Below are 25,577 nucleotides of genomic sequence, written 5' to 3' on the forward strand. Positions count from 1 at the left end.
AGTAGGGGAGGGGAGGCTAAAAGCCTTATATATCAACGGTGTCCACCTGACGCGGACACGCAACGTCACTCCTAGTACCTGGTGCTAATACAGATTTGAAACAGATTTACCTTACCACTAACACACAGGTTGTTGTTCATTATTGCTAAATACCAACGTTCTTAATGGAGTATAGCAATATAATTATCTCCTTTTCTGTGGATAACTCGAAATTAGGTCAAAAGTCCTTGTGGATAAAGGTGGTTTGTGAATAAGTTTTTCGAAATGTGGATAACAAAGATGGATATGGATGATAGGCTGTGGATTGTTTACATCTCCCTTTTCAATCTAATAAGAGTTGTCGAATAATATCTATTGAACAAATCTTAGAAAATGGTACAAACTTGTTTGTTATTCAGGTAACATTTAAGTGTAGAAATTTTCCAATAACGGGAGGGGAGAATGGAAACGAACAGAGAAGAACAGAGAAGGATTTTTCGAAATGAACTGTTTACGTTAAAACAACTAGAATACCTCAGTCCTAAGGAAGTTGATCGAGTCATCTCAGCCCATAACCAATATTCTCTTGACTTACTAAAAGCGGAGGAAGAATCAAGGAAATCGGTGGCTGAACCATTAGAGAAGATTGCCAAGAAGAAAGCAGTTTCATTAAAAAAACGCCCTGAAAAGAAGAAGCTAAGCAAAGAGGAGATTAGAGAGCGAAATATCTCATGGTTACTAAATCTTGGGGTGATTCTCCTTCTAATTGGCGGCCTTTTCGTTGCGACAAGCAATTGGGCGAATATGTCCGATTTTATGAAGGTTGGTTCGATTGGGATTGTGTCGCTGCTTTTTTATGGAATTGCTTGGATTGCTATAAGGCTATTAAAAATTGAGAAAACGGCTTTTGCTTTTATCGTCCTCGGCAGTTTGTTTATTCCAATCTTTATTCTTTCATTAGGCTGGTTTAAATTACTGGGAGAGTATCTCTCTTTTGAAGGGGAAGGAAAGTATCTTTTAGGGGTCATTGGTAGCTTGATCGTTTGTCCTATCTACGCGTTTATTGCGCGGAGACTGTCTTCGCGGCTTTTTGTTTGGTTTGCTCTCGTTACGTTAACAGCAGGTGCAGGATTTTTACTCAAATCAGTTGGGTTTGAGATTGATGCTTTTTACTTAGGAATCATGGTGTATAATGCCGGACTTGCTATCGGATTCCGCTATTTGAAAAAACGTGACATTCACCCGCTTTTTACGAAGGAACTAGCTCCTTTTGTACAGGTGAATTTAGTTCTTTCGACTTTACTGCTGGTGTTTTTCTTTGAGAATCAAGTTTTTAATGGCTTTAACCTGCTTTTAACAGCTTGCATTTACTTAGCAATGATTTATGTAAGTAGGAGGAAAGAGTACCATTTTGTTTTTAGCATTATGCTCGTTTATGGTGCCTTTCAAATCTTAGAGAACTGTCCATTTGAAGCAATCAATCCACTTGGGTTCGCAGCTATAGGGATACTCTTTTTATTTGTCCCACGACTAGTCCATGATGAGTTTGGATTACAGAAGGTGTTTAGATGGACAAGTGCACTCGTATCATTCTTGGCGTTTTTATACATAAGCGTTGAAGGAATGCTCTTAAGGGCTAATGAGCCGTCTCTAACTCTTTTGCTTGCTTACGTAGTGATTGCAGGCAATTTTCTTTATCTGGCCAACATTGAAAATACTCGGTTATTTCGTTACTTGAGCCCGGTATTCCTCGCCACGGCTTTATTTGAAGGGGTTAGGATTCTTGATCAGTGGCTTGAGTTTTCAACCTTTAGCTTACCTGTGTTTTTTATCGGTCTCATCTTGTTCTTGATTGGTTGGACTGTACAGCATAAGTGGCTACAGGTCATCAATCAAGGTATGCGGGATGTAGGGTTTGCCATTATGCTGATTCCAATCATGGCTGGTAGCCTTTTATCGCAATGGTGGGAGCTAGGATTTATGCTTCTGCTTTTGGCTCTTGTCTTTTATGTGATGCTTAAAATAGACCAGCGCAAGCCAGTTCGCCTCAGTGTGCCATGGTTGATTCCAATATCCATGGGATTTGCCTTTGTTTGTTTTGGGGAAGAGCTTCTGCAAACTTCCTTCTTTTATAGTATGGAGCTTGGGGTTCCATTCCATTTTGCTGCTGCTGGGATTATGGTCCTTATCACTGCATGGCTCTTTCATAAGTTAAAAATGAACAACCTTGCAACTAGTTCATTCTTTTCTGGGGAAGGTTTTTATACACTAGCCTTGCTTTATTCGGTAACCTTGCCAATGGATGACATGATTGTCAGGCCAATCCTATGGTTGGTCGGGATTTTCCTTTATTATCTTCTATACCGATTTACCAATTTTAAATGGGTTCGATTTGTAGTTGCTGGGATCACCTTGGCGTTTTATTTTATGATCCAAATTCCGCTTCACGAACAGCTTCTTTTCACTAAAACAATGGAGTCATTCGTGCTTGAAGGCGGGGGAGTTCTCGTGCTGCTTATAGCTATGTTATTGGTGAAAAAAGACCGAGAATTAGCGCATGGCTTTGCCTGGATTGGGCATGTGTATTTAATCCCGGCATTATTGCTAACTTACTTTGCATTTGGGTCGGACACAACCTGGCCGATGCTCATTGCAGTCGCAATTTATGCCATCTCAATACGGTTTGTTCAAATAGAGTGGACAATAAAATTCCTTCTCTATGCTGCATTTACGGCATTATTCCTGACCATGAATGCGGGGCTGCATTTGTTTGTCGGGGGGAATCTTAGTCATTACGCTTTTTTAACAACGAGCATTCTCGGCGGATTCTACTGGTTGTTCACAAACAACCAATTTAAGAAGCGAACCTATTATTATCTCGTTCCGTTTTCATTGCTCGGTTTGATGGACTTTCTCAGCGTATATCCTTTTAGTTGGACGCATTATTTTGTCTTCCTAGGTTACGCAACTGGGTTGCTTGCTTTGCTTCATCGTGGAAACTGGGGGAATATCGCGATTTTACCATTATTCCTTGTTTTTACGGGAACGATGAACAGCATCTATGGAGCGGATGCGGATGTATGGAGGGCTATTCTTTTGCTAGCTGGGATTGGCACCATTCTTTTATTGATTGGAAGAGTGGTGTACCAGCGATTATGGGAGCCTGGGGAAAAGTGGACCGACATCAAAGTAGATGGCTATACATTTGCGGCGTTTTTCTTTTTTAGCGCTCTTTATTTCTTTCAGTCAGAAACCTTTTGGGCAGGGATTGTCCACGGGATTCTGATATCGCTGGCACTATCGATTCAGCGACATAGAGTTTCAAGTAAGATTCGCTTTGCCTTCACGTTTCTAGCTGGTGCCTACCTATTGGTTCCGTATTATACGATGCTCAACGAATTAGAAATTCATCCTCTATGGGAACGTGAGGCGTTGGTGCTGCCGTGGATTGTGCTGGTAATTTTTTTACAAATCATCTTAAAAGGAAGATGGAAACAAACGACGAACTATATTCAATGGGCCGTGCTTCTCATTGTATCCTTGCTACTAGTGCAAGACGGTCTCGCAAGTTCAACCATTTATGACGCACTTATTTTAGGCTCCCTTTCGCTAATAGCGATGCTTGCAGGGATGTGGCTGCGTGTAAAAGCATTCTTTTTTGTCGGCTCCGGCGTCCTCCTCTTGAATGTATTCTTGCAGACAAGACCGTTTTGGGGCAATTTACCTTGGTGGGGCTACTTGCTGATCGTAGGAACACTGTTAATCACTGTGGCAAGCTTCAACGAGTGGAACAAGCAAAAGGCGGCAAAAGGGGAAAAGACTTTTATTGTTAAAATAGGAGAAAAGATATTGGAAAAACTAAAACAGTGGAATTGAGCTGATTTAGTTATCGTTGCTGTACTCTGAGTTAAGAAATTTTAAAGTGAAGTCAGCTGGATTTAATTGAAATCCATGCGACTTCACTTTTATTTTTTTCATCGCTTTACTCTCAAGGACAAAAATCCTTTTTAGCATCGCGAAAATATACGTGAGACAGGTTTTCAAGGATAAAACCCTTATCAAGCCCGTCAAAATGTCCGTTAGACAAGCCCACAAAGACTAACCCACTGAAATAACGATCTAAATGCGCTTAATAAGTTTAAATTGATTGGTTCTCCGCGTACACTTACTAATCCAATTAAAGACCCCATTCTATGTTCACAGTTTATAAGAGTAGGATCGTTTTTATATTCAAATGAATAAGCTATTATATCGGTTAAGTATCCTAGGGAGAAGACGTCTTCCAAATTCTGATAATTGTAAATTTTTCTAACGAAACTCTTGTGAACAAGGATAATTTGTGTTATCCTCACAAAAATCATTTAAAAATGAGCGGAGGGCAATCTAGAAAAGAGCTACTTTTTTAACCGATTTCTCCAAGCCATGAATGGACAGATAACCATAACTAGTACTTAAATAGAAGACCAAAGGAGGAAGAATCGATGCGGGATGTCACTCTATTAGATATATTTGAGCACCATATCACCCAGAAATACGTAAAGCGATCTGGCTTTGCCCATGCCATTGCGGTCGCGTATCATGCTTTTCACCTTGCTAAACAATATAATGAAGATGTCGATATAGCTACGAAAGCAGGATTTCTCCATGATATCGGTCATTTCACCTGGTATCGAAATGGGAAATGGGATTATGAATTGTACCGGCAAAACGATATTCATCCAATCAAGGGGGCGGAAAGGGCGCATAAGCTGCTGATTCGACTAGGGGAAAATCCAATCCTAGCAAAGGCAACCGCGCTGGCGATTTTGTTTCACACCGATTCCTTTTTGCCTTCGAACGATATCGAACGGACAACGCTTCAGAAGATCGTTAAATGGGCGGATGAGAAAGATGAAGAAGAAGGAGGGGCCCACCATTATCGTACCATTTCAGAAGAGCGGGCAAGAGAAAGCATTATTCGATTAGATCAAATGATTGATGAGGAGCTAGAATCCGCTCAAGACAAACGAATGACAAACTGATCTAAAATGAAAAAACGAGCTATATGACGGCTCGTTTTTTTTATTTTAGATATTCATCTAGTGTTTCAGTCTTCCAAAACTCTCAGAACCAACTCTTTCCGTGACGGCGAGTTGGTGAGAATTCAGAAAATTTATTGTATTCCTATCAGGTTAGGTGTATTTTAAAATAAAAGCCATTTGTTAGGAGGGCTAACATGAATGTGATGGATGCTATACAAAATCGGAGGGAAATCACTCATTATCAGGATAAAAAAGTACCCCCTGAGGACTTAGAACTTATCATAAATGCAGGTTATTTAGCTCCTTCAGGAAATAACCTTCCGTCAAAGGAGTTTGTCCTTGTAACGAACCCTAACATGCTTATTCATTTATCCCAAACAACGTCATATGTCCCATGGTTATCAACCGCAACGGCGGCCATTGTCGTGTTAGGTAGACCTGATGTGAGTAAATATTGGCTTCAAGATACCTCTATTGCCTGTGGTTTTGTTTGGCTTGAGGCGGTGGAACGGGGAGTGGGTGCTGCCTTTGGAGCCGTTTATCATGCCGAAGATGCTAGGGAATCAACGCGACGTGAAGAGTATGTTCGAAAAGCACTAGGCATCCCTCACGACCGTTGTGTCGTTGCTATTTTGGGATTAGGTTATCCTGCGAAGGAACCTGAAGCGAAGGTATTACTTCCTCGAGAGACAATCGTTCATTATGAAAGCTTTAAGGGATGAACAGTTCGTTAAATACGATTGCCTAATAAGTTTCTAGACGAAAAAAGTGGAGATGAAAAGATATTCATCCCCACTTTTCTTATTTTACAAAGAATCTCGATTTCTCTGAAATAAAGTCTGCAATGATTACCAAAATGAGGTAACAGATCAACAACAGCGTTATTTCTGTGTAATGGAAGAAGCTCATGCTTAACTTAAATTCTTGACCAAGTCCTCCTGCTCCAACGAATCCGACCACAATGGTCGTCCGCATGATAACCTCCCAGCGGTACAGGATATAGGTCAGGAATTGTGGTAGAACCGTGGGAAACACACCGTACAAGAGAATTTGTGCTCGCCCAGCGCCTGCAGAGGCAAGGTTTCGGATTGGACGAGAATCCGTATCCTCAATGACTTCCGCACATAATTTTCCCAGTATCCCGAAGTTATGAAGCGCTAAGGCAATGGCACCTGGGAGGATTCCAGGTTTAAAAATAAAGATAATAATCATCGCCCAAACAAGCTCTGGAATCGCTCGGCTAAAAATATAGCTGATTCGGATCAACCCAAACACAAACCAGCGATACCATTTTCGCGACAGTGTTAAGGTCCCATCAGCAACATTGCGAGCGGCTGGAATGACGGTTAAAAACATGACGATAGTCGAAAAGCCAATCGCCATAATGCTCATTTGCAACGTTTCAATTGTTAGTGTAAAGGCATAAGACCAGCTATCCTGATTCAAAAAGGCTATTTCTTCTTGGCCAACGCCAAATAACCCTTTAAAAAACTTACTTGCATACGCAACATTTTCCTTTGAGAACAATTCCATTAAGCTTGCGTTTTTTACCCCAATGACAAAATACCAGGAAGCAACGATTAAAAGAAGGAAGGCATAGAAAGAAAAGGTAAGAAATGTGAATTTTCGTTTTTTCATTGCAGCATCCTCTTTCTAAGCATATTACTCCAGCCGTCAATCACAATAACTAGGATGATGAGGAAATACAGAAATGTCCAAACTTCATCATAATGCAAGTCATCTAATGACAGTTGTATTTGATAGCCTAAGCCACCTAGACCGACAAAACTCATGATTGCCGAAGATCTGACCGCACATTCATATCGATACATCGTGTAGCTAATCATACTGTTTTTAACGCTTGGAAGATATCCATAAAAGAGACATTGAAGCCTAGACGCTCCGGTAGCTCTAAGTGCTAGGATTGGCTCCTCGGGAACGTCATTGATCATGTCAGCAAAGATTCGACCAAGAATTCCGCCATATGGAATCGCTAGGGCAAAAATCGCGGCATATGGGGAAAGTCCAAAGGAAGCAACAAACAACCAAGCCCAAACAAGCTCGTGAATGGCTCGCATGAACCCAAGGACTCCACGGAAAGAGCCTTTCATGAGCGTTCGTGAGCGTTTCCCAGAAGCTAACACACCAGAAGCAAGGATCCCGATAATTAAAGCAAGAATCAACGCGAGACTCATCCCTGCGGTAGCATAAGCAAGTGTAAGCCAGGAGGATTCAACAGCTAGTGCGAGGATACCCAAGGATAGGTCTGGAGTAAACATCGCAGCGAAGATCTCAGCAGCAGTACCGAGCCCACTTGAATGCATGACACCTTCTTGCCAGTTTACCCCCAGTAAACTCCATGCGAATAAAAGCAGCAGAATGAGGGTAAGAACCTTTCGTTTATGAAGATCAAAGGAGAGCATCGTTAGTTCAGCTCCTTTAGCTGATAAAGCTCCTGGAGCTGCTGGTCGGTCACTTGTTCAGCTGGAAGGTCAAAGAATATTTCACCATTTTTAAGGGCGATCAGCCTTGTAAAATATTTACGAGCATACTCAACAGAATGAAGGCTGGCAATAACAGTTTGATGTTCTTCCTTCGCAATTTTCGTCAACATATTGAGGATGTCCTCGGCTCTTGCTGGATCAAGGGATGCCACGGGTTCATCGGCGAGGATAATCTCAGGTTTTTGCATGAGCAATCTTGCAAGGGCTACCCGCTGCTGTTCTCCGCCTGATAGGTTTGAAGTACGCTCATATAGCTTATCAGGAAGTCCAACTCGCTCTAAAGCTTGCAAAGCTGCTTGTTTTTCTTGTGGGATAAACAGGCTGAAAAGGGATTTAAACAAACCCCAGTCCGCCAATCTCCCAGCAAGCACATTATGAACGACCGCGAGTTGGCCAACTAAGTCAAACTGTTGCCGGATGATGCCGATTTTTTTGGCCCGTTTCTTCTGATCAGAGTAATGGGATATTGGCTTACTATCTACAAATAACTCACCGCTGTCTGGTTGAAGAATGGTCGCGAGTAAATTCAGTAGAGTCGTTTTACCAGCCCCGCTTGGCCCGATTAAAGCTACTAATTCGCCTTTTTCTACAACAAAAGAAAGGGAAGATAAGGCTATCTTCCGCTCGTAGTTTTTCGATATTTGATTGATTTCTATTATATTCTGAATAGACACGCTGTGTCACCTACTTGATAATCTCTAGTTCTTTCGCTACTTTCTCGATGGCTGAGTAATTTTCATTGTTTGTTTCAATAAATTGTTCGGCAGATAAAAGCTCCATGACTTCATTGTCACCAGGCTTCATGGAAAGGATGGCTTCTTTTAGCTTTGCCTTTGTATCCTCATCCATCTTATTGACTGTCCAGTTATAGTCATAATAATGTGGAGTGGTATAGAAAACCTTTACCTTGCTAGTATCCACTTTGCCTTCTTCAACCGCTGCTTCCCAAACAGAAATATTTAGAGCACCGGTTTGGAATGCACCAGATTCAACTAGTTTATAGGTTTTATCATGAGATCCAGAATAGTTTGGAGTACCATCTAGGTCCGCATTAGGATCAATCCCAGCTTCCATCATAAAATAACGAGGCATTAAATGTCCAGAAGTTGAGCTTTCGCTACCAAATGTGAAGGTTTTTCCTTTCAGTTCTTCTAGAGAAGTAATCTCTAAATCTGCTTGAGCAATAAAGACGGATTCAAATTTTTCATCGATTGGGCGCTGAGCAATTGCTTCGGCTTCAGGAACAAGATTTCTTGCCTGTACGCCCGTTAAACCACCAAACCAAGCTAATTGAATCTCGCCTCTTTCAAATGCCGTTACTAGCGCAGCGTAATCAACGGATGGAACAAATTCTACATCAAACCCAGTTTTCTCAGCTAGGTCGGCTGCGAAATCACCCATACTGCGGTTAAGGTCCGCTGTATTTTGATCGGGAATCATCCCGATTTTAATCAGTTCAATCTTTTCAGATTCTGAGCCATTATCAGATTCTGCTGCATTATCGTCTGAGTTGCCGCAGGCTGCTAGGAAAAGAACCATCATTACTCCTAATAAAATTGCAAGTTGTTTTTTCATCTTGTAGTCTCCTTGTCTAAAAAATTCCTTCTTTACTATACCATTGAATACTAGTGTGCTTACAATTCATAATATCGATAGATTAGATATTTATGTATTGAATTTATAAATACAAGAGACCGTAGTAATAACTTGATATTTATTTTAATATAAATGGTATTTTATAAATCAAAAGAGAACAAAAAAGCCCTAATCATTAGGACTTTTTTGTCATTTTTATTAAGCTTTTTCAGCCCATTCCTCTACATTCCAGACTTTTGTTACCCAATCTTCATAGAAATCAGGTTCATGACTTACGAGGATGATGGTTCCTTTAAATTCCTTCATGGCTTTTTTAAGCTCTGCTTTTGCGGTTACATCCAAGTGATTGGTTGGCTCGTCAAAAAGAAGCCAGTTGCTTTCCTCCATCATGAGCTTACAAAGGCGGACCTTTGCTTGCTCGCCACCGCTTAACTGATTGAGAGGGCGGGAGATATGTTCGTTTTTCAACCCACAACGAGCAAGCGCTGCTCTGACCTGGTGTTGATCAAGGCTTGGGTAAGCACTCCAAACATCATCAATCGGTGTAATATCCTTCGCTTTTACTTCTTGTTCGAAATAAGAAGGAAAGAGGAAATCACCGCGCTCAATTTTTCCACTAAGTGCAGGGATTTTTCCAAGGATTGTTTTAAGCAAGGTGGATTTTCCGACCCCATTCATTCCAACAAGAGCGATTTTCTCCCCGCGTTCAATCGTCATCGTCAACTTTGGTAAAAGAGGATGGGTATAACCAATTTCCACATCCTTGCCTTCAAATACATAACGGCTAGAGCTTCGAGACTCTTTAAATTCAAAGGTTGGTTTCACTGCCGTCTCTGGGCGATCAATTCGTTCCATTCTGTCCAGTTGTTTCTGGCGGCTTTTCGCACGACCAGTGGTAGAGTAGCGCGCCTTATTTTTAGCAATAAAGTCTTCTTGCTTTTTAATGAATTCCTTTTGCTTTTCATAGGCGTTAATATGTTGGTTTTTATTGATTTCCGCTAGCTCTAAGAATTTTTCATATGTGGCAGTATAGCGGGAAAGCTTTGAGAATTCTAAGTGAAAAATCACGTTTGATACGGAGTTCATAAATTCGGTATCATGTGAAATCAATAGGAAAGCATAGGGGTACTCCTTTAGATAACCAGATAACCAACGAATATGCTCGACATCTAAATAGTTGGTCGGCTCATCAAGAAGGAGAACCTTGGGTTGCTCTAGCAGTAACTTTGCAAGGAGGACTTTTGTTCGCTGCCCACCACTTAACGCTGATACATCGCGGTCAAGTCCAATCGCATCAATCCCAAGGCCGCGCGCTGCTTCCTCTACCTTAATGTCTAATGTGTAAAAGCCACCTGCATCCAGTTCATCCTGAATCTCTGCCATTTTTTCAAGCAGCAGCTCGAGTTCTTCTGGAGAAGCATCTGCCATTTTAGCCGTTACTTCATTTAGTTCTTCTTCTCTTTTAAATAGAGGAAGAAAGGCATCGTTCAACACGTCACGAATCGTTTTTCCAGGTGTTAAAATTGTGTGCTGGTCTAAATATCCATAATGGGTTCCGGGAGTCCACTCCACTTTCCCAGAGTCATGAATTAACTGATTGGTAATGATATTCATCAGTGTTGATTTTCCAACGCCATTTGCACCAACAAGGCCTGCGTGGTCTTCTGCAAGAAGACGGAAGGAAACGTCTTTAAAAAGGGTGCGGTCACCAAAAGTGTGACTTAATTTATCTACTGTTAATAAACTCATATTATAAATCCTCGCTTCTTTTCTTTATATATCTTATACACTCATTATTCGATGATACTAAATTCTGGACGTTTCGGAAAGTTCTTTTCACTGGAAGTCTATCAAAAATCATTTTGAATGGTCTCAGAAGATCTTGATGGAAAATTATGCCTGTCTTTGCTATAATTGTGATATAAGGGAGGGGAAAACCATGAAAGCGACAGGTATTGTTCGTAAAACAGACCAACTAGGCCGAATCGTTATTCCGATGGAATTGCGGAAAAAGATGGACATTCATGATAATGACCCGCTTGAGATCTTCGTCGATGAAGATACAATTATTCTCCAAAAGTACTGCCCAAATAAAACCTGTATGGTCACAGGTCAAGTAAGCTCCAAAAACCTAGAACTTGCTGGTGGAAAAATTATTCTTAGCCCTGAGGGTGCAGAAATATTAATGAAAGAACTTGAAACCTATTTGTTAAATCCGGCTAAGTAACATTTGGATAGATTCATGCGGCGTGACAAACGCTGCTATTTTTTTTCTGTATTTTTTGATATGATTTAATACGTGGCTTTTGAATATACTGGATGAAATGGAACAAATTATTAAGATTGGCCAAATGCCATTATTTATTAACATTTTTATCATTAATTTAGGCAATAACAGGTTAAGATGGGGTTATAGTCTTACATGAGAAAGGCGTGCGACATGAAAAAACACATACCAAATTTACTTACATTTGGAAACTTATTTTGTGGGTTTCTAGCCATTATTTATATCATTAATGGTGATATGCGAAACGCCCCGATTTTGATTTTTATCGCGATTATGTTGGATGCTGTGGACGGTAGAGTTGCGAGGATTCTTGGGGTTTCCAATGAAATGGGAAAGGAACTCGATTCACTTGCCGATATCGTTTCTTTCGGCGTCGTCCCTGCTCTGTTGGTAGTCTACACGTATTTTAGCGATTTTGGCATGGTGGGCATTGTGTTTGCAGGACTGTTCCCATTATTTGGGGCGTACAGACTTGCAAGGTTTAATATCTCCGATCAATCCGAGTCACTAAAATTTTTCAAGGGAATCCCGATTACATTGGCGGGTGGGATTGTTACATTTTTAGTTTTGTTTAGTAAAACCATTCCTGTTTGGTTATTTGCCATCATCTTTTATTTATTAGCCATTTTAATGGTGAGCAGAATGAGAATTCCTAGTTTTAAGAAAATCGGTTTGCCTAAGTACAGCATTCTCATTACTCTATTTTTATTTTACATGGTGTATTTGTTTGCGAGGACACGATTTGAACAAGTACCTGTCTTCTTTTATGTAGCACTTGCAACATATATCCTGTATGTTGTTGTGCGCTTCTTTAAAGAAAAAGAGCCAAGATTTCCAATGCGGAGAAGAAAGCTTCCAAAGCGTTTTAAATGGAAACTTCGTAAAAAGTAAGTAAGGGGTTATGCCTCCTATCTGTTCTAAAGACACAAGAAAAAATTCATATGAATTTAGATGGGAAGAAGGAAGCTAAAAGTTTCCTTCTTTTTTCTTTTTTACATGTCTTTCTATACCTTCTGGAAATAGAATAATGGTGGATGAACGTCAAAAAAATAGCTAAGAGGGGGAGTAGAATGTCTACTAAAGGTTTGAAGGAATTTCTAACAGATAACTTAAATGAGTTAAAAGGAAAAGGCTTGTACAACACAATTGATCCTTTAGAAAGTGCCAACGGGCCTGTTATTACGATTAATGGGAAGAAACTCATTAATCTATCTTCAAATAATTATCTTGGATTAGCAACGGATACGCGGCTAAAAGAAGCTGCCATCAAAGCAATTCGTACTTATGGAGTGGGGGCAGGTGCCGTAAGAACCATCAATGGCACCTTTGACATTCACCTTGAACTCGAAGAAAAGCTTGCGGATTTTAAACAAACAGAAGCAGCAATCGCTTACCAGTCTGGCTTTAATTGCAATATGGCCGCTATTTCTGCGGTGATGGATCAGTGTGATGCCATCCTCTCCGACGAATTAAATCACGCCTCAATCATTGACGGATGTCGCCTCTCGAAAGCGACCGTCATCCGTTATGCTCACTCGGACATGGAGGATTTACGAGTCAAAGCCAAACAAGCGATATCTTCGGGACAATATGACAAAATCATGGTTATTACAGACGGAGTATTTTCCATGGACGGAGATATTGCCAAATTGCCTGAAATCGTTAAAATTGCCGACGAAATGGGGTTGATTACTTATGTAGACGATGCGCATGGGTCAGGTGTTCTTGGTAATGGTGCGGGTACAGTTAAGCATTTTGGCTTATCTGATAAAATTGATTTTCAAATTGGCACATTATCCAAAGCCATTGGTGTGGTCGGTGGCTATGTGGCCGGAAGGCGTGAGTTAATTGAGTGGTTAAAAGTACGCAGCCGGCCCTTCTTATTTTCCACCTCGCTAACCCCAGCTGATGTGGCAGGATCTATTAAGGCGATTGAATTATTAACTGAAAGTACAGCGTTGAATAAAAAGCTATGGGAAAATGCGGATTATTTAAAAGCAGGTTTAACAAAATTAGGATTTAATATCGGAGCCAGTGAAACACCGATTACACCATGCATCATTGGGGAGGAAACGAAGACTCAGGCTTTCAGTACACGGTTATATGAAGAAGGAGTCTACGCTAAATCCATTGTCTTTCCTACTGTCCCCAAGGGAACGGGTAGAGTGCGTAATATGCCTACTGCCGCTCATACGAAGGAGATGTTAGATGAGGCGTTGGCCATTTATGAGAAAGTCGGGAAGGAGCTTGGGATTACCTGAAATAATAATCCCTTTATAACACAATTGAATAGTATATCTTAGCTACTCGTGATGGATCGGAGGTATGCTATTCAATGAAACGGATGATGATTACAGGTGCGCTCGGTCAAATAGGGTCAGAATTGACGGTTAAGCTTAGGGAAACTTACGGGAAAGAAAACGTCCTGGCAACGGATATAAAAATGGATGACCGTGAAATATCAACAGATGGTCCCTTTCAAATTTTAGATGTGATGGACGGGAAAACGATGCTTGAAGTAGCAAAAAAATTCCGTGCAGATACGATTTTACATCTTGCAGCCTTATTATCAGCGACTGCTGAAAACAACCCAGTGTTCGCGTGGAATTTGAATATGGGTGGTCTCTTGAATGCCCTAGAAACAGCAAAGGAACTCGGCGCACAGTTTTTTACACCTAGTTCAATTGGTGCCTTCGGACCTAGTACGCCAAAGGATGGTACGCCTCAAGACACCATTCAACGCCCGACAACGATGTACGGAGTAAATAAGGTAGCGGGGGAATTGTTAGCGGACTATTACTTCCATCGTTATGGTGTGGACACGAGAGGGTTGCGTTTCCCTGGGCTCATTTCCTATCAAACCCCACCAGGCGGCGGTACGACGGATTACGCTGTTGAAATTTATTATGAGGCCGTTAAGTATGGAACCTATACTTCATACATTGATAAGGGAACCTATCTAGATATGATGTATATGCCAGATGCCCTTGATAGCATCATTAGGTTAATGGAAGCGGATGGAGGAAAATTAAAGCACCGAAATGCTTTTAATGTCACCGCGATGAGTGTGGCCCCAGAAGAAATGGCCAGTGCAATCCAAAAAGAACTACCCGATTTTAAGATGCACTACCAGGTAGACCCATTGCGTCAGCAAATAGCCGAAAGCTGGCCCAATCGATTGGATGCAACTGCAGCAAAAGAGGAATGGGGCTTTAACCCGAAGTTTAATCTCGAAGCAATGACAAAGGATATGATAATGAAATTGAAGCAAAAACGGATTTGATGGAACAGTTGCATTTACGTTGCAATCTCTAAATTAATTAGGGTAACGAAAGAATCGACAGATTAGTTAAAATAATAATAAAAAACTATTAAGTTTACATGATAGGATTTGCTTATGTATCCTCTATATAGGTAGCTAGAAGGACAGGAGGGAAATACATGCAAATCCTTGGAATCATCCTTGGTTCAGTCATTGTTGCGATGGCGTTTAACTTATTTTTAATCCCACATGAAATTTTAAGCAGTGGGATAACAGGTATTTCGATGATTTTCGGAATCTTGACACCGATTAATACAGGGATTGCAAACTTCCTATTGAATTTTCCATTATTAATACTCGGATATATGAAACTGGGAAGAAAATTTATTATCCATACTATCCTGTCTGTAACGGTCATATCTATGGGGCTCTATATTATACCGGTAATGAAGATGGCTAATGATATTATCTTGTCTTCGATATTTGGTGGAGTAGTAGCAGGAATTGGTATTGGAATCATTTTTCGTTGTTCAGGTTCATCAGGCGGGTTAGATGTGATAGGCATGCTAATAGCGAGGAAAAAAGACTTCCCAATTGGCACAATGTTAACGGTGATGAATGCAGCTATTATTCTGATCAGTGGCTTGCTCTTCAATTGGGATTCGGCCTTGTATACAATGGTTTCTATTTTTGTCACAGGAAAAGTCGTTGATGCCGTTTACACTCATCATGAAAAATTAACATTAATGATTGTTACGCAGAAGGGCGAAGAAATGCGCGAACATTTACTACAAAATGTCTACCGTGGCGTAACGGTATTCGATGGCATGGGTGGGTATACGAATGAAAAGCGAAAGATCCTAATGACCGTCATCTCTCGATATGAATTAGGCGAAGTTAAAACGTTAATTTCGCAAATTGATTCATCTGCATTTGTGAATATTACCGAAACCGTTGAAGTGATGGGGTTGTTCCATAAACCACGAGTGTAATTGAACTTTGATAAGAAAGAAAAGCAGTGTGCCTAGAGGCATACTGCTTTTCTTTTTGACTTTTTTGCAATTTTTATCTTACAACATTGATAAGCTTTTCACTTTTTGGCATTACTTGACCGATGATTGTTGCTTGAGCTAAACCTGCCTTATGTAATTCCTCTACATATTGACCGGCTTCTGCTGCTGCAAGGGCAACCAGTAATCCTCCTGAAGTGATAGCATCACAAAGAACAAGTTGTTCTGACTCGGTGATATGATCATATGCCACATCGTTTTCGAGCCATTTATGGTTTGCTTTGGATCCGCCAGGCACAACTCCTTCGGCAGCAAGCTCAAACGTTCCATCTAGAACAGGAACTTTTGATAAGGAGAACTCAAGAGTTACATCGCTCCCACGTGCCATTTCGCTCCCGTGGCCAAGAAGTCCAAAACCAGTTACATCGGTTACCGCACTAGGATGGAATGGTTTTAACGCTTCAGCTGCTGATTTGTTTAAGAGTGCCATTGTTTCGGTAACGGCTTGTTCCTGTTCAGGGGTGACTCTGTTGCGTTTAATCCCGGTCGTTACAATTCCCACGCCTAATGGTTTTGTTAAAACCAAAACATCACCAGGTTTTGCTCCAACATTTTTCCAAATGGCATCTGGATGAGCAATTCCAGTAACGGATAACCCGAACTTCGGCTCTTGGTCATCTACCGAGTGTCCACCAATTGTAATTGCACCAGCTTCTTTGACTTTATCGCCAGCACCCCTCATAATTTCAGCCAAAATATCAGGTCCCAATTTTTTAACTGGATACCCCACGATATTTAAAACGGTCTTAGGTTCGCCACCCATCGCATAGACATCACTCAATGAGTTCGCAGCCGCAATTTGGCCAAACATATATGGGTCATCCACTACAGGAGTGAAATAATCTACCGTTTGGATCAAGGCAATGGAATCAGTGAGTTTGTATACTCCAGCATCATCTGACGTTTCATTGCCAACCAGTAATTCAGGAACTGGTTCTTGCTTTGGTAATAGACGCAAAACTTGCGTCAAGTCCTCAGGACTGATTTTGCAGCCTCAGCCAGCTTTAGAGGACAAGGTTGTAAGACGTATTTTTTCTTGTTCACTCAAAACTCAACACCTCCAGACTCTAGTATACAGAAGCTTTTTTTAAAAATCACTTTTCTAATCCAATCGTTTGCGAAATATGTCTATTTTTACTACAATGATGATACAAACTAGCATTGCTTCTATGGGGGTATAAAGAATGGAAAAGCTTCAAATTAAAGTTGAATTCTGCATGATGTGAAACTTCGCACCAAAAGCTGCGAGTTTCGCAGAAGATTTATTTACACACTTTCGTGGACAGATTGAAAAGATGGAATTGGTTCCTGCTTCAGGTGGCGTCTTTGAAGTCACTGTAAATGGGGAGAAAATCTATTCAAAGGATGAGACGGGGATGTTCCCTTCCTCTGAGGAGATTATTGCTAAGTTAGAAAACTAAAAATAGGCGTCTGGTCTGTCCAGGCGCCTTTTCATTTTAATTCTTCGTATTTAGTGGTGGTGGAATCAACCAACCTTTTTCCTTATTCATTTTCAATAGCTTATCTTGTTGCTCGACGCGGTTGGTGTAATATTCATTGAACATCTTCGCAACATCCTCGCGTATCGCAATACTACTCACATAACTACAAATCATTTTTCCAGCTATGAGTTCTTTGCCAATTAAAGCCGCTACCTCTGGATCATTAAATCTTGCACCCGCAGGTATGTCTTCAAGATTCACCTTTGGTCGATCCGGTGGTGCTGGTGGAAGTCTGAGTCCATTTTCTTTCAGTATTTCTTCAACCTGTTCTTCCTCTTCTTGGATACAGTCTTGAGTAAACTCGTCAATAAATGTTTTTAAATCTTCATCACCAGTATGACTCTTTAACACCTGTAAATTGACAAGTAGTGTCTTTGTTTCCAACAAATGTGTCCATAAATGGTACACCTCTCCGGCATGCAACGGCTCTTCCTTTGGATCACCACTTAGAATCCCCATAATATCCTATCCCTCCTGAAATTCTCTTACCGCTAGTTTTTCAAGAAAGGAAAGGTTTCATACTTGGAAAACATCTTATAAGGGAGACAATCAAATTAGTTGCTCCTAACACCATATAAAATGCAGCCAACTCCTAATAAGACCCAAAATATTTTTGTGAATGAAATTTTATCGGCAAGGCCAAGCAATCCAATTGTGGTTGTTAAAATCAGGATGACTGGACCTACTAAAGCCAAGGAACTGTTCACGACCAGGGCTTTGCCGACATCATTTAGCTTCAGCATAAGAATCGCCGCAAAAATTTCAACGCTTCCCGAAAACAACCTTAACGCTGCCATTCCTAGAACTGCTTTTTCAATTAAATTAAACATCTCTTCCTCCTGCAGACAAGTCTTTTGTGAACAATATATGCACGTAAAACAGGAAGAAGGACAAGGAATCTATTTTAACCAATGGATTTCTTGGAAAAAATGCTATAATGAACGGGCAATTGTAAATCTGGAGGGAACTATGGTGAAGCAATTATTGAGGCAAATGCCGCCAGTCCACGAGCTTCAAAAGGATGCTCGTTTTAATTTAATCGCTGAACAACTGGAATTCGATTTTAGTATCCTGACAAATCACCTAAAACAGGTGGTTGCGGAGATACGTCAAGAAATCATTCATAATAGTTGGAACGGACCTAAGCCTGGGGAAGCAGCCTTTATCGATCACTTATTCAATCAACTTGCCCAAAAAGTAACTAATCAACAAGGCTATACGCTTAAACCTGTTATCAATGCAACGGGGACGATTTTACATACAAATTTAGGACGTGCGCGTTTAAGTGATCGAGCTACGGCTCATGTGCTTGAAACAGCCCAAAACTATTCGAATCTTGAATATAAGCTTGAAGAGGGTGAGCGTGGCTCACGACATAGCCATGCGGAAGCGCTCCTAAAGGAGATTACTGGGGCAGAAGCTGCAATGGTTGTCAATAATAACGCTGCAGCAGTCTTCTTAATTCTCCGCGCTTTGGCTCAAGACAAGGAAGTGGTCGTTTCCAGAGGGCAATTAGTCGAAATTGGGGGTTCATTTAGAATCTCTTCTATCATGGAAGAAAGTGGCGCGAAATTAGTGGAAGTTGGTACGACGAACAAAACGCATGTATACGATTATGAACGGGCGATTGGTGAAGATACGCGAATGATTTTAAAGGTACATACAAGTAATTTCAAAATCATGGGCTTTACCAAATCCGTTGAAACAGAAGAGCTTGCAACGGTAGCCGCACAACACGAAAATGTGATTTTCTATGAAGATTTGGGCAGTGGGGTCTTGTATGATTTCCGTCAACATGGCATCGGTGATGAGCCTGTCGTAAGTGAAGTGTTAAAGATGGGGGCCGATATCGTTTCCTTTAGTGGCGATAAGCTGCTAGGAGGTCCGCAGGCAGGCTTAATAGCAGGGAAGAAGGAACTCATTGAGAAATTGAAAAAACATCAATTGGCGCGGGTACTTCGTGTGGATAAGATGACGTTGGCTGCCCTTGAAGGGACCTTAACGGATTATCTTAAAGGGCAAAAAGGAATTGAACAGATTCCAACCATTCGTAATTTACTATTGTCTCCTGATGAAATCTACAACCGAACTCAACAATTTATCGATAAGCTAAAAAGTTTAAAAGCTAATTATACGGTGAAGCTTATAGAGGGAACCAGTCAAGTTGGAGGAGGCACGATGCCTGACGTAGAATTACCAACACACCTGGTTTCACTAACACATAATGCATTCTCAGCAGAACAACTTGCACGAAAGCTTAGAACCGAGACCAATCCTGCAATAGTGGTTCGAATTCAAAAAGATGAAATTCAGTTCGACCTTCGCACAGTTAGTGTAGAAGAAGAAGACTTGGTAATTAAAGCATTAACTAGCTTATAAAAACAAAACAGGTCCCTACCAATCAAATGGAGGGACCTGTTTTTTACAAACGAGGGGAAGTATTACATATCGTGATTATGTCCGTGCTTTTGTCGAGAATGGTTACGGTTTTTCACCTTTTTCGAACCACTTAAAGGCTCTGGTTGTCCCTCATTGTGTCCCTTTGGTGCATTTTTGCGCATATCTTTGCCATCATTTTTGTTCATCATTCATCCCTCCTAAGTATAGATTGCAAACCAGAAACTGAATTTATACTGAATATTTTCATTCGCTCCTGCGCAATTTACGAATACTCGAGGAGGAAGTCAAGCTTCGATATGGAAAATTCACTATAAATTAGGAGGTAAGATCATGCCTTATCATAAAAATAAACAACAAGCGTATCAAGCAGCACAACAAGGATTTGAAGAAGTACAAGATTTTTACCATGATATTGTTCAGGACAGTGCCAGTTATGGCCATCAGCTAAAGCATTTAAAAAATGAGGTCAATGAGGCGTATCAGCAAATCGAGAATGCCCTTGAAGTGGCATCTGAAACACAGCGCCCTCAATTAGAACGCTTTATGAGTGATCTGGAGAGAATTGTCGAAGAGGTTAACCTGCAATAAAACGAAAAGCGGAAGGGAGAGTAAATCCTTCCGCTTTCTACATTCAGTCAAACCAGAGTTTTACTGGTTTTTCTTGCGTTTTTTATTGTTTTGCTTTTGCAATTCTGTTAATGGTTCGTTCGAGAATTCCTCATTAAATCCAGCACCTTTTCCTTGGGCACTTGCCGCATTCATTCCAGGGATGACATGATTCGCTTTGCGTTTTCCCATTATTTCACCTCATTTCTAGTAATTTTCATGGTTATTTTGCCCGCAATCCACTAATTGATACTTTTTTGAAATAGTAACGATGCTACAAGGATGGATTATAAATGCCTTTTATTTCCGACCAATTACCCTTATAATCAGGTTTGCACTGTATTAAACTACATTTCTATAAGTTTTTCTTATCAAAAACAATAACAATCTTGTTATTTACTTATACTTAGAGTTATATTAAGATTAGAATTGTGAGAAAAGTTAGGATGTCGAAGAATATTCTAACTTTTCGACAATTGCATTTATTTAGTGTATGATTGTTACTGATCAAAGGGGGTAGTCAGATGACTAAACAATTAACTGACCTAGATGTTTTTAAAGCCCGCAGTACATTTGAATCCAGCGGGAAACGCTACCATTATTACCGTCTTGCTGCACTAGAAGAAGCAGGACTAGGGAATGTATCGAAGCTTCCTTATTCTATTAAGGTACTTCTTGAGTCTGTTCTTCGCCAGTATGATGGCCGCGTCATTACAAAAGAGCATGTTGAAAATCTAGTAAAATGGGGAACAAGTGAAGTGAAAGAGGTAGATGTACCTTTCAAACCTTCTCGTGTTATCCTACAAGACTTCACTGGTGTACCAGCAGTTGTTGACCTTGCTTCTTTAAGAAAAGCAATGGCTGACCTTGGTGGCGACCCAGATAAAATCAATCCTGAAAAGCCGGTTGATCTTGTTATTGACCACTCTGTACAGGTTGATAAATACGGAACACAAAGTGCATTACAAGCGAATATGGATCTTGAATTCGAACGTAATGCCGAGCGTTATCAATTCTTAAGCTGGGCACAAAAGGCATTCGACAATTATCGTGCTGTTCCACCAGCAACTGGTATCGTTCACCAAGTAAACCTTGAGTATCTTGCAAGCGTTGTCCATGCTGTACAAAATGAAGATGGCGAATTCGAAGCATTCCCAGATTCACTAGTTGGTACAGACTCCCATACAACCATGATCAACGGTATCGGTGTTCTTGGATGGGGCGTAGGTGGTATTGAAGCTGAAGCAGGTATGCTAGGTCAGCCTTCTTACTTCCCAGTACCAGAAGTAGTAGGGGTTAAACTGGTTGGTGATATGCCAAACGGTACTACAGCAACTGACCTTGCATTAAAAGTAACACAGGTTCTTCGTAGCCATGGTGTAGTTGGAAAATTCGTTGAGTTCTTCGGTCCTGGTGTGGTAACTCTTCCATTAGCAGACCGTGCAACAGTTGCCAACATGGCTCCTGAATATGGTGCAACTTGTGGATTCTTCCCAGTTGACTCTGAATCTCTTGATTACATGCGTTTAACTGGGCGTACTGATGAGCAAGTTGAGTTGGTTGAAAAGTATAGTAAAGAAAACGGATTATTCTTTGATCCAGCTCTTGAGCCTGTTTATACAGACGTTATTGAAATCGATCTTTCTGAGATTGAAGCAAATCTTTCTGGTCCTAAACGCCCACAAGATTTAATTCCTCTTTCTCAAATGAAGAAGAGCTTTAATGATGCCCTTACTGCTCCAGCTGGAAACCAAGGATTTGGCTTAGAAGCTTCTGAAATCGAAAAAGAAGCTGTCGTTGAATTTGAAAATGGCGAAAAAGCAACCATGAAAACTGGTGCAATTGCGATCGCTTCAATTACTAGCTGTACAAACACTTCTAACCCATATGTACTAGTGGGTGCAGGTCTAGTAGCGAAAAAAGCAGTTGAACTTGGAATGGAAGTTCCGAAGTTTGTTAAAACATCTTTAGCTCCTGGTTCTAAGGTTGTAACAGGATACCTTCGTGATTCTGGATTACTACCATACTTAGAATCTATCGGCTTTAACCTAGTAGGTTATGGATGTACAACATGTATCGGGAACTCTGGTCCACTTCTTCCAGAAATCGAAAAGACTGTTGCAGATTCTGATCTTCTTGTTACTTCTGTACTTTCTGGTAACCGTAACTTTGAAGGACGTATTCATCCACTTGTAAAAGCAAACTACCTAGCATCTCCACCGCTTGTAGTTGCGTATGCATTAGCTGGAACGGTTAATGTCGATCTTCAAAATGATGCAATCGGTAAAGACAAAGATGGCAATGATGTATTCTTCAAGGATATCTGGCCATCAACTGCAGAAGTAAACGAAGTTGTAAACAAAGTCGTTACACCTGAGTTATTCCGTAGCGAATACGAAAATGTATTCAGCGATAACGAGCGTTGGAACGAAATCCAAACAAATAATGATGCACTTTATAGCTTTGATGAGGATTCAACTTATATTGCGAACCCTCCATTCTTCGAAGGTTTAAGCCCTGAACCAGGTACAGTTGAACCATTAACTGGACTACGCGTAGTTGGGAAGTTCGGTGATTCTGTCACAACTGACCATATTTCTCCTGCTGGTGCAATCGGTAAAGATACACCTGCTGGTCAATACCTACGTTCAAAAGGTGTAGAGGTACGCGACTTCAACTCTTACGGTTCTCGTCGTGGTAACCACGAAGTGATGATGCGTGGAACATTCGCAAACATCCGCATCAAAAACCAAATCGCTCCTGGAACAGAAGGTGGCTACACTACTTACTGGCCAACAGGCGAAGTAACTTCTATCTATGATGCTTGCATGAAGTACAAAGAAAACGGAACAGGCTTAATGGTTATTGCTGGTAAAGACTATGGAATGGGATCTTCCCGTGACTGGGCAGCAAAAGGAACAAACCTACTTGGTATTAAGACTGTTATCGCAGAAAGCTTCGAGCGTATTCACCGTTCAAACCTTGTGTTAATGGGTGTTCTTCCACTTCAATTTAAAGATGGAGAAAGCGCTGAAACACTTGGCTTAACTGGTAAAGAAAGTTTTAATGTTGAAGTTGGCGAAAACGTACGTCCACGTGACCTTATAAAGGTAACTGCGACAGACGAAGCTGGCAACCAAAAAACATTCGAAGCAGTCGTTCGTTTCGATTCTGAAGTTGAAATCGACTACTACCGTCATGGTGGAATTCTACAAATGGTTCTTCGTGACAAACTAAAAGCATAAATTTTTAAACAAAAACCTCCATGTGCCCTTGAGCATATGGAGGTTTTTTATCTGATTTCACTAAATTCTCGATATTTTCTCTCTTTTACTATTGCAATCGTTCTCAATCCTTTCTATTGTTAAACTAGGGATGCCGAAAGGAGAGAGTTCGATGAGTCTTTTTTCTATTGTGGCAAGAGAAGATTTCATTTCTATCGTATTAGATTGCGAAGAGAGCTATGATACCAAAATGCTAGAACGTACCATTTTTCGTGAAATCTTTCCTAATCAATCCTTTTTCATTTTTAATGGCCAAGGAGATCTTGGAATAGAAACTTGGGAGCTAGCAAAAACATTATCTTTTCAAAAACTAAATTTCAAAGAAATTGCTCTCATCATTCAACAGCAGTGGCAATTGAAAACAAATTTAACAATAAACACCGAAGCTGTTATCGGCGGCATTTCTGAAAATGAAGAAATCCAATATCATATTATTACGGCTGAAGACGAAGTTCAGTCTTTTTATCCAAAACCAGGTGAGAGTTTGTATTACGCCAATGATTTGCCTTTCCAACAAGATTCAATGGAGGAATTAGCTAAAACCTTAATGATGAAAGGAATGAGCTCGATTCCACAGGCTCAAAAGGCTCAGTATAAGCTGTATGAAAAATTTGCAGGAGTCACCCCTGGTACAAGCTCTCAGGCCTATTGTATGGTCGTAGAAAAGCAGCATTGACTACTTAGTCCATGCATATAAACAATCCATAAAAAGAGCGATGACCCAAGTTTTATAGGGCCATCGCTCTTTTTTAGATTAAAACGCATACTGTAATACGAAATTACTGATAAATAGGATCGCAATCATATAAAGGGCGGGGTGAATTTCTTTTCCTTTCCCCATAAAAAGCTTCATTAATGGGTATAAAATGAACCCAATTGCCATTCCATCAGCGATGCTATATGTTAGTGGAATAAGTACAATAATTAACAACGCCGGGAAGCTCTCGGTTAAATCATCCATTTTAATATGAACAATGTTTTGGAGCATTAACACACCAATTAAGATCAATACCGGTGAAACTGCACTTGGTGGAACCACTTTGATAACCGGGATAAATAATAAAGAAACCAAGAATAGCAGACCCGTTACAATACTTGTTAACCCTGTACGTCCTCCTGCCGTAATACCAGCAGCACTTTCGACAGATGCAACTGTCGGGCTTGTTCCAAAAACGCCTGAAGATAGAACGGAAACAGCCGTCGCTTGGAGAGATTTTTTACTACTTTCCGTACGATTCAACATTTTGGTGTGTCCATGAATCAATCCAATATTCTCAAAGACAAGGACCATGGCTAATGAGATTGACGTAAGCCAAAAGATGAAATTCCCTGCTTGTGCGAAAGATAGCTGCCCAAACACGGAAGAATAATCGCTAAATGAAGGGGCTGAAAGTGTTATTCCCTCAAATTGGGAGCCTCCAAATAAAATCGCTAGTACCGAGGTAATGATAATACTTAACAACAAATTCCCAGGTACATTTCTCATAAATAATAAAAATGTAATAAATAGTCCAATAAACGTAATAATCGCAGTGCTACTGCTTAAATCGCCGATGGCAAGAAGCGTATGGTCTGAGCTTGTAATGATACCGGCATTATCGAATCCAATTAAAATTAATAAGATTCCAATTCCAACGGTAATGGCTTCCTTCAAAGAATCTGGAATCGATGAAGTGATGACTCTTGCCATTGGTGTAAAAGCAATGATGATAAATATAATTCCTGCGGTAAAGACCATCGCTAACGCTTCTTGCCAGGAAAATCCACCTGATTGAACAATCGTATAGGTGAACATAGCGTTCAACCCCATCCCGGGAATAAGCAAAATAGGCGTATTGCTCCATAACCCAATGATTAAACACCCAAAAAAGCTTGTTAGGATTGTCGCAATGATCCCTGCTTCCATTGGTATTCCTGCAACCGCTAATATCGTGGCATTTACTATAATGATATAGACAACGGTTATGTAAGAAATAAAACCGGCAGAAAGTTCCTTTCCAATCGTAGTGCCATTTTGTTTTAAGTTAAAAAAACGTTCCAATTCAATCACCTTTCTAATACAGATA

The 25,577-nt window shown here is 40.5% G+C and carries 23 protein-coding genes and 1 pseudogene; 13 read left to right on the top strand and 11 right to left on the bottom strand.

The window, feature by feature from the left end; all coding sequences use genetic code 11:
* Positions 1-441 precede the first annotated feature (441 nt).
* From LG336_RS13365 to LG336_RS13375, 3 genes are all read left to right on the top strand, one after another.
* Positions 442-3,855, top strand: coding sequence for a DUF2157 domain-containing protein (locus LG336_RS13365; RefSeq protein WP_404332991.1), 3,414 nt, complete (start codon positions 442-444; stop codon positions 3,853-3,855).
* A gap of 605 nt (positions 3,856-4,460) precedes the next feature.
* A complete protein-coding gene (locus LG336_RS13370) occupies positions 4,461-5,000 on the top strand; it encodes an HD domain-containing protein (RefSeq protein WP_404332992.1) in 540 nt (179 codons plus the stop codon).
* Between the two features lie 194 nt (positions 5,001-5,194).
* Positions 5,195-5,722 carry a nitroreductase family protein gene (locus LG336_RS13375; RefSeq protein ID WP_404332993.1) on the top strand — a complete coding sequence of 176 codons (528 nt, stop codon included), beginning with the start codon at positions 5,195-5,197 and terminating at the stop codon, positions 5,720-5,722.
* A 79-nt stretch (positions 5,723-5,801) separates the two neighbouring features.
* Here LG336_RS13375 and LG336_RS13380 read toward each other — a convergent pair whose 3' ends face one another.
* The 5 genes from LG336_RS13380 to LG336_RS13400 all read right to left on the bottom strand — a co-directional run bounded on the left by LG336_RS13380 (position 5,802) and on the right by LG336_RS13400 (position 10,849).
* Positions 5,802-6,638 carry a PhnE/PtxC family ABC transporter permease gene (locus LG336_RS13380; protein ID WP_404332994.1) on the bottom strand — a complete coding sequence of 279 codons (837 nt, stop codon included), beginning with the start codon at positions 6,636-6,638 and terminating at the stop codon, positions 5,802-5,804.
* On the bottom strand, positions 6,635-7,423 hold the full coding sequence (locus LG336_RS13385; protein WP_404332995.1) for a PhnE/PtxC family ABC transporter permease: 789 nt from the start codon (positions 7,421-7,423) through the stop codon (positions 6,635-6,637). The genes LG336_RS13380 and LG336_RS13385 overlap by 4 nt, the downstream gene beginning before the upstream one ends.
* 2 nt (positions 7,424-7,425) lie before the next feature.
* Positions 7,426-8,178 carry a phosphonate ABC transporter ATP-binding protein gene (gene phnC, locus LG336_RS13390; protein ID WP_404332996.1) on the bottom strand — a complete coding sequence of 251 codons (753 nt, stop codon included), beginning with the start codon at positions 8,176-8,178 and terminating at the stop codon, positions 7,426-7,428.
* A 10-nt stretch (positions 8,179-8,188) separates the two neighbouring features.
* Positions 8,189-9,079: a putative selenate ABC transporter substrate-binding protein gene (locus LG336_RS13395; protein ID WP_404332997.1), complete on the bottom strand. Its 891-nt coding sequence runs from the start codon at positions 9,077-9,079 to the stop codon at positions 8,189-8,191.
* A gap of 219 nt (positions 9,080-9,298) precedes the next feature.
* Positions 9,299-10,849: an ABC-F family ATP-binding cassette domain-containing protein gene (locus LG336_RS13400; RefSeq protein ID WP_404332998.1), complete on the bottom strand. Its 1,551-nt coding sequence runs from the start codon at positions 10,847-10,849 to the stop codon at positions 9,299-9,301.
* A gap of 190 nt (positions 10,850-11,039) precedes the next feature.
* On the opposite strand from LG336_RS13400, the gene LG336_RS13405 reads away from it, so the two are divergent.
* The 5 genes from LG336_RS13405 (at position 11,040) to LG336_RS13425 (ending at position 15,641) form a co-directional block, all read left to right on the top strand.
* Complete coding sequence (locus tag LG336_RS13405) at positions 11,040-11,327, top strand: AbrB/MazE/SpoVT family DNA-binding domain-containing protein (protein WP_404332999.1); 288 nt, start codon at positions 11,040-11,042, stop codon at positions 11,325-11,327.
* A 213-nt stretch (positions 11,328-11,540) separates the two neighbouring features.
* Positions 11,541-12,278, top strand: a complete 738-nt coding sequence (gene pssA / locus LG336_RS13410; RefSeq protein WP_404333000.1) for a CDP-diacylglycerol--serine O-phosphatidyltransferase — start codon at positions 11,541-11,543, stop codon at positions 12,276-12,278.
* A 179-nt stretch (positions 12,279-12,457) separates the two neighbouring features.
* On the top strand, positions 12,458-13,648 hold the full coding sequence (locus LG336_RS13415; RefSeq protein ID WP_404333001.1) for a glycine C-acetyltransferase: 1,191 nt from the start codon (positions 12,458-12,460) through the stop codon (positions 13,646-13,648).
* A gap of 74 nt (positions 13,649-13,722) precedes the next feature.
* On the top strand, positions 13,723-14,670 hold the full coding sequence (locus tag LG336_RS13420; protein ID WP_404333002.1) for an L-threonine 3-dehydrogenase: 948 nt from the start codon (positions 13,723-13,725) through the stop codon (positions 14,668-14,670).
* A gap of 158 nt (positions 14,671-14,828) precedes the next feature.
* The gene (locus LG336_RS13425) at positions 14,829-15,641 is read left to right on the top strand and encodes a YitT family protein (RefSeq protein ID WP_404333003.1); all 813 of its coding nucleotides are present in this window, start codon (positions 14,829-14,831) and stop codon (positions 15,639-15,641) included.
* 73 nt (positions 15,642-15,714) lie between these two features.
* Here the strand turns inward: LG336_RS13425 and selD are convergent, their stop codons facing one another.
* On the bottom strand, positions 15,715-16,767 hold the full coding sequence (selD, locus tag LG336_RS13430; protein WP_404333004.1) for a selenide, water dikinase SelD: 1,053 nt from the start codon (positions 16,765-16,767) through the stop codon (positions 15,715-15,717).
* A 190-nt stretch (positions 16,768-16,957) separates the two neighbouring features.
* Between selD and LG336_RS13435 the strand changes: the two are divergent.
* Positions 16,958-17,140 (top strand): annotated as a pseudogene (locus LG336_RS13435) (Rdx family protein); the annotation flags it as partial.
* A 36-nt stretch (positions 17,141-17,176) separates the two neighbouring features.
* Here LG336_RS13435 and LG336_RS13440 read toward each other — a convergent pair.
* Both LG336_RS13440 and LG336_RS13445 read right to left on the bottom strand, forming a co-directional pair.
* Entirely contained in the window at positions 17,177-17,680 is a 504-nt protein-coding gene (locus LG336_RS13440) for a DUF3231 family protein (RefSeq protein WP_404333005.1), read from the bottom strand.
* A 95-nt stretch (positions 17,681-17,775) separates the two neighbouring features.
* Positions 17,776-18,051, bottom strand: coding sequence for a YqhV family protein (locus tag LG336_RS13445; RefSeq protein WP_404333006.1), 276 nt, complete (start codon positions 18,049-18,051; stop codon positions 17,776-17,778).
* A 142-nt stretch (positions 18,052-18,193) separates the two neighbouring features.
* Here LG336_RS13445 and selA point away from each other — a divergent pair, with 142 nt between their 5' ends.
* Entirely contained in the window at positions 18,194-19,600 is a 1,407-nt protein-coding gene (gene selA / locus LG336_RS13450) for an L-seryl-tRNA(Sec) selenium transferase (protein WP_404333160.1), read from the top strand.
* A 62-nt stretch (positions 19,601-19,662) separates the two neighbouring features.
* On the opposite strand, the gene LG336_RS13455 is transcribed toward selA, so the two are convergent.
* Positions 19,663-19,809 (bottom strand): small acid-soluble spore protein P, encoded by a 147-nt coding sequence (locus LG336_RS13455; protein WP_404333007.1) that lies wholly within the window; start codon positions 19,807-19,809, stop codon positions 19,663-19,665.
* A gap of 142 nt (positions 19,810-19,951) precedes the next feature.
* Here LG336_RS13455 and LG336_RS13460 point away from each other — a divergent pair, with 142 nt between their 5' ends.
* Positions 19,952-20,209 (top strand): hypothetical protein, encoded by a 258-nt coding sequence (locus LG336_RS13460; RefSeq protein WP_404333008.1) that lies wholly within the window; start codon positions 19,952-19,954, stop codon positions 20,207-20,209.
* Between the two features lie 60 nt (positions 20,210-20,269).
* Here LG336_RS13460 and sspO read toward each other — a convergent pair whose 3' ends face one another.
* A complete protein-coding gene (sspO, locus tag LG336_RS13465; protein WP_404333009.1) occupies positions 20,270-20,419 on the bottom strand; it encodes a small acid-soluble spore protein O in 150 nt (49 codons plus the stop codon).
* Positions 20,420-20,751: 332 nt separating this feature from the next.
* On the opposite strand from sspO, the gene acnA reads away from it, so the two are divergent.
* Both acnA and LG336_RS13475 read left to right on the top strand, forming a co-directional pair.
* Positions 20,752-23,472, top strand: a complete 2,721-nt coding sequence (gene acnA, locus LG336_RS13470; RefSeq protein ID WP_404333010.1) for an aconitate hydratase AcnA — start codon at positions 20,752-20,754, stop codon at positions 23,470-23,472.
* Between the two features lie 151 nt (positions 23,473-23,623).
* Positions 23,624-24,187, top strand: coding sequence for a hypothetical protein (locus tag LG336_RS13475; RefSeq protein ID WP_404333011.1), 564 nt, complete (start codon positions 23,624-23,626; stop codon positions 24,185-24,187).
* A gap of 78 nt (positions 24,188-24,265) precedes the next feature.
* Here LG336_RS13475 and LG336_RS13480 read toward each other — a convergent pair whose 3' ends face one another.
* A complete protein-coding gene (locus tag LG336_RS13480; protein ID WP_404333012.1) occupies positions 24,266-25,552 on the bottom strand; it encodes an NCS2 family permease in 1,287 nt (428 codons plus the stop codon).
* Between the last annotated feature and the right edge of the window lie 25 nt (positions 25,553-25,577).

It is taken from the genome of Mesobacillus maritimus (assembly GCF_044803185.1).
GTDB lineage: Bacteria > Bacillota > Bacilli > Bacillales > Cytobacillaceae > Mesobacillus_B > Mesobacillus_B maritimus_B.

Excerpts from the sequence above, each read along its gene's own strand:
- LG336_RS13365 (WP_404332991.1), top strand. The coding sequence starts at position 442 with ATGGAAACGAACAGAGAAGAACAGAGAAGGATTTTTCGAAATGAACTG.
- LG336_RS13370 (WP_404332992.1), top strand. The coding sequence starts at position 4,461 with ATGCGGGATGTCACTCTATTAGATATATTTGAGCACCATATCACCCAG.
- LG336_RS13375 (WP_404332993.1), top strand. The coding sequence starts at position 5,195 with ATGAATGTGATGGATGCTATACAAAATCGGAGGGAAATCACTCATTAT.
- LG336_RS13380 (WP_404332994.1), bottom strand. The coding sequence starts at position 6,638 with ATGAAAAAACGAAAATTCACATTTCTTACCTTTTCTTTCTATGCCTTC.
- LG336_RS13385 (WP_404332995.1), bottom strand. The coding sequence starts at position 7,423 with ATGCTCTCCTTTGATCTTCATAAACGAAAGGTTCTTACCCTCATTCTG.
- LG336_RS13395 (WP_404332997.1), bottom strand. The coding sequence starts at position 9,079 with ATGAAAAAACAACTTGCAATTTTATTAGGAGTAATGATGGTTCTTTTC.
- LG336_RS13400 (WP_404332998.1), bottom strand. The coding sequence starts at position 10,849 with ATGAGTTTATTAACAGTAGATAAATTAAGTCACACTTTTGGTGACCGC.
- LG336_RS13405 (WP_404332999.1), top strand. The coding sequence starts at position 11,040 with ATGAAAGCGACAGGTATTGTTCGTAAAACAGACCAACTAGGCCGAATC.
- pssA (WP_404333000.1), top strand. The coding sequence starts at position 11,541 with ATGAAAAAACACATACCAAATTTACTTACATTTGGAAACTTATTTTGT.
- LG336_RS13415 (WP_404333001.1), top strand. The coding sequence starts at position 12,458 with ATGTCTACTAAAGGTTTGAAGGAATTTCTAACAGATAACTTAAATGAG.
- LG336_RS13420 (WP_404333002.1), top strand. The coding sequence starts at position 13,723 with ATGAAACGGATGATGATTACAGGTGCGCTCGGTCAAATAGGGTCAGAA.
- LG336_RS13425 (WP_404333003.1), top strand. The coding sequence starts at position 14,829 with ATGCAAATCCTTGGAATCATCCTTGGTTCAGTCATTGTTGCGATGGCG.
- LG336_RS13440 (WP_404333005.1), bottom strand. The coding sequence starts at position 17,680 with ATGGGGATTCTAAGTGGTGATCCAAAGGAAGAGCCGTTGCATGCCGGA.
- LG336_RS13445 (WP_404333006.1), bottom strand. The coding sequence starts at position 18,051 with ATGTTTAATTTAATTGAAAAAGCAGTTCTAGGAATGGCAGCGTTAAGG.
- LG336_RS13455 (WP_404333007.1), bottom strand. The coding sequence starts at position 19,809 with ATGATGAACAAAAATGATGGCAAAGATATGCGCAAAAATGCACCAAAG.
- LG336_RS13460 (WP_404333008.1), top strand. The coding sequence starts at position 19,952 with ATGCCTTATCATAAAAATAAACAACAAGCGTATCAAGCAGCACAACAA.
- sspO (WP_404333009.1), bottom strand. The coding sequence starts at position 20,419 with ATGGGAAAACGCAAAGCGAATCATGTCATCCCTGGAATGAATGCGGCA.
- acnA (WP_404333010.1), top strand. The coding sequence starts at position 20,752 with ATGACTAAACAATTAACTGACCTAGATGTTTTTAAAGCCCGCAGTACA.
- LG336_RS13475 (WP_404333011.1), top strand. The coding sequence starts at position 23,624 with ATGAGTCTTTTTTCTATTGTGGCAAGAGAAGATTTCATTTCTATCGTA.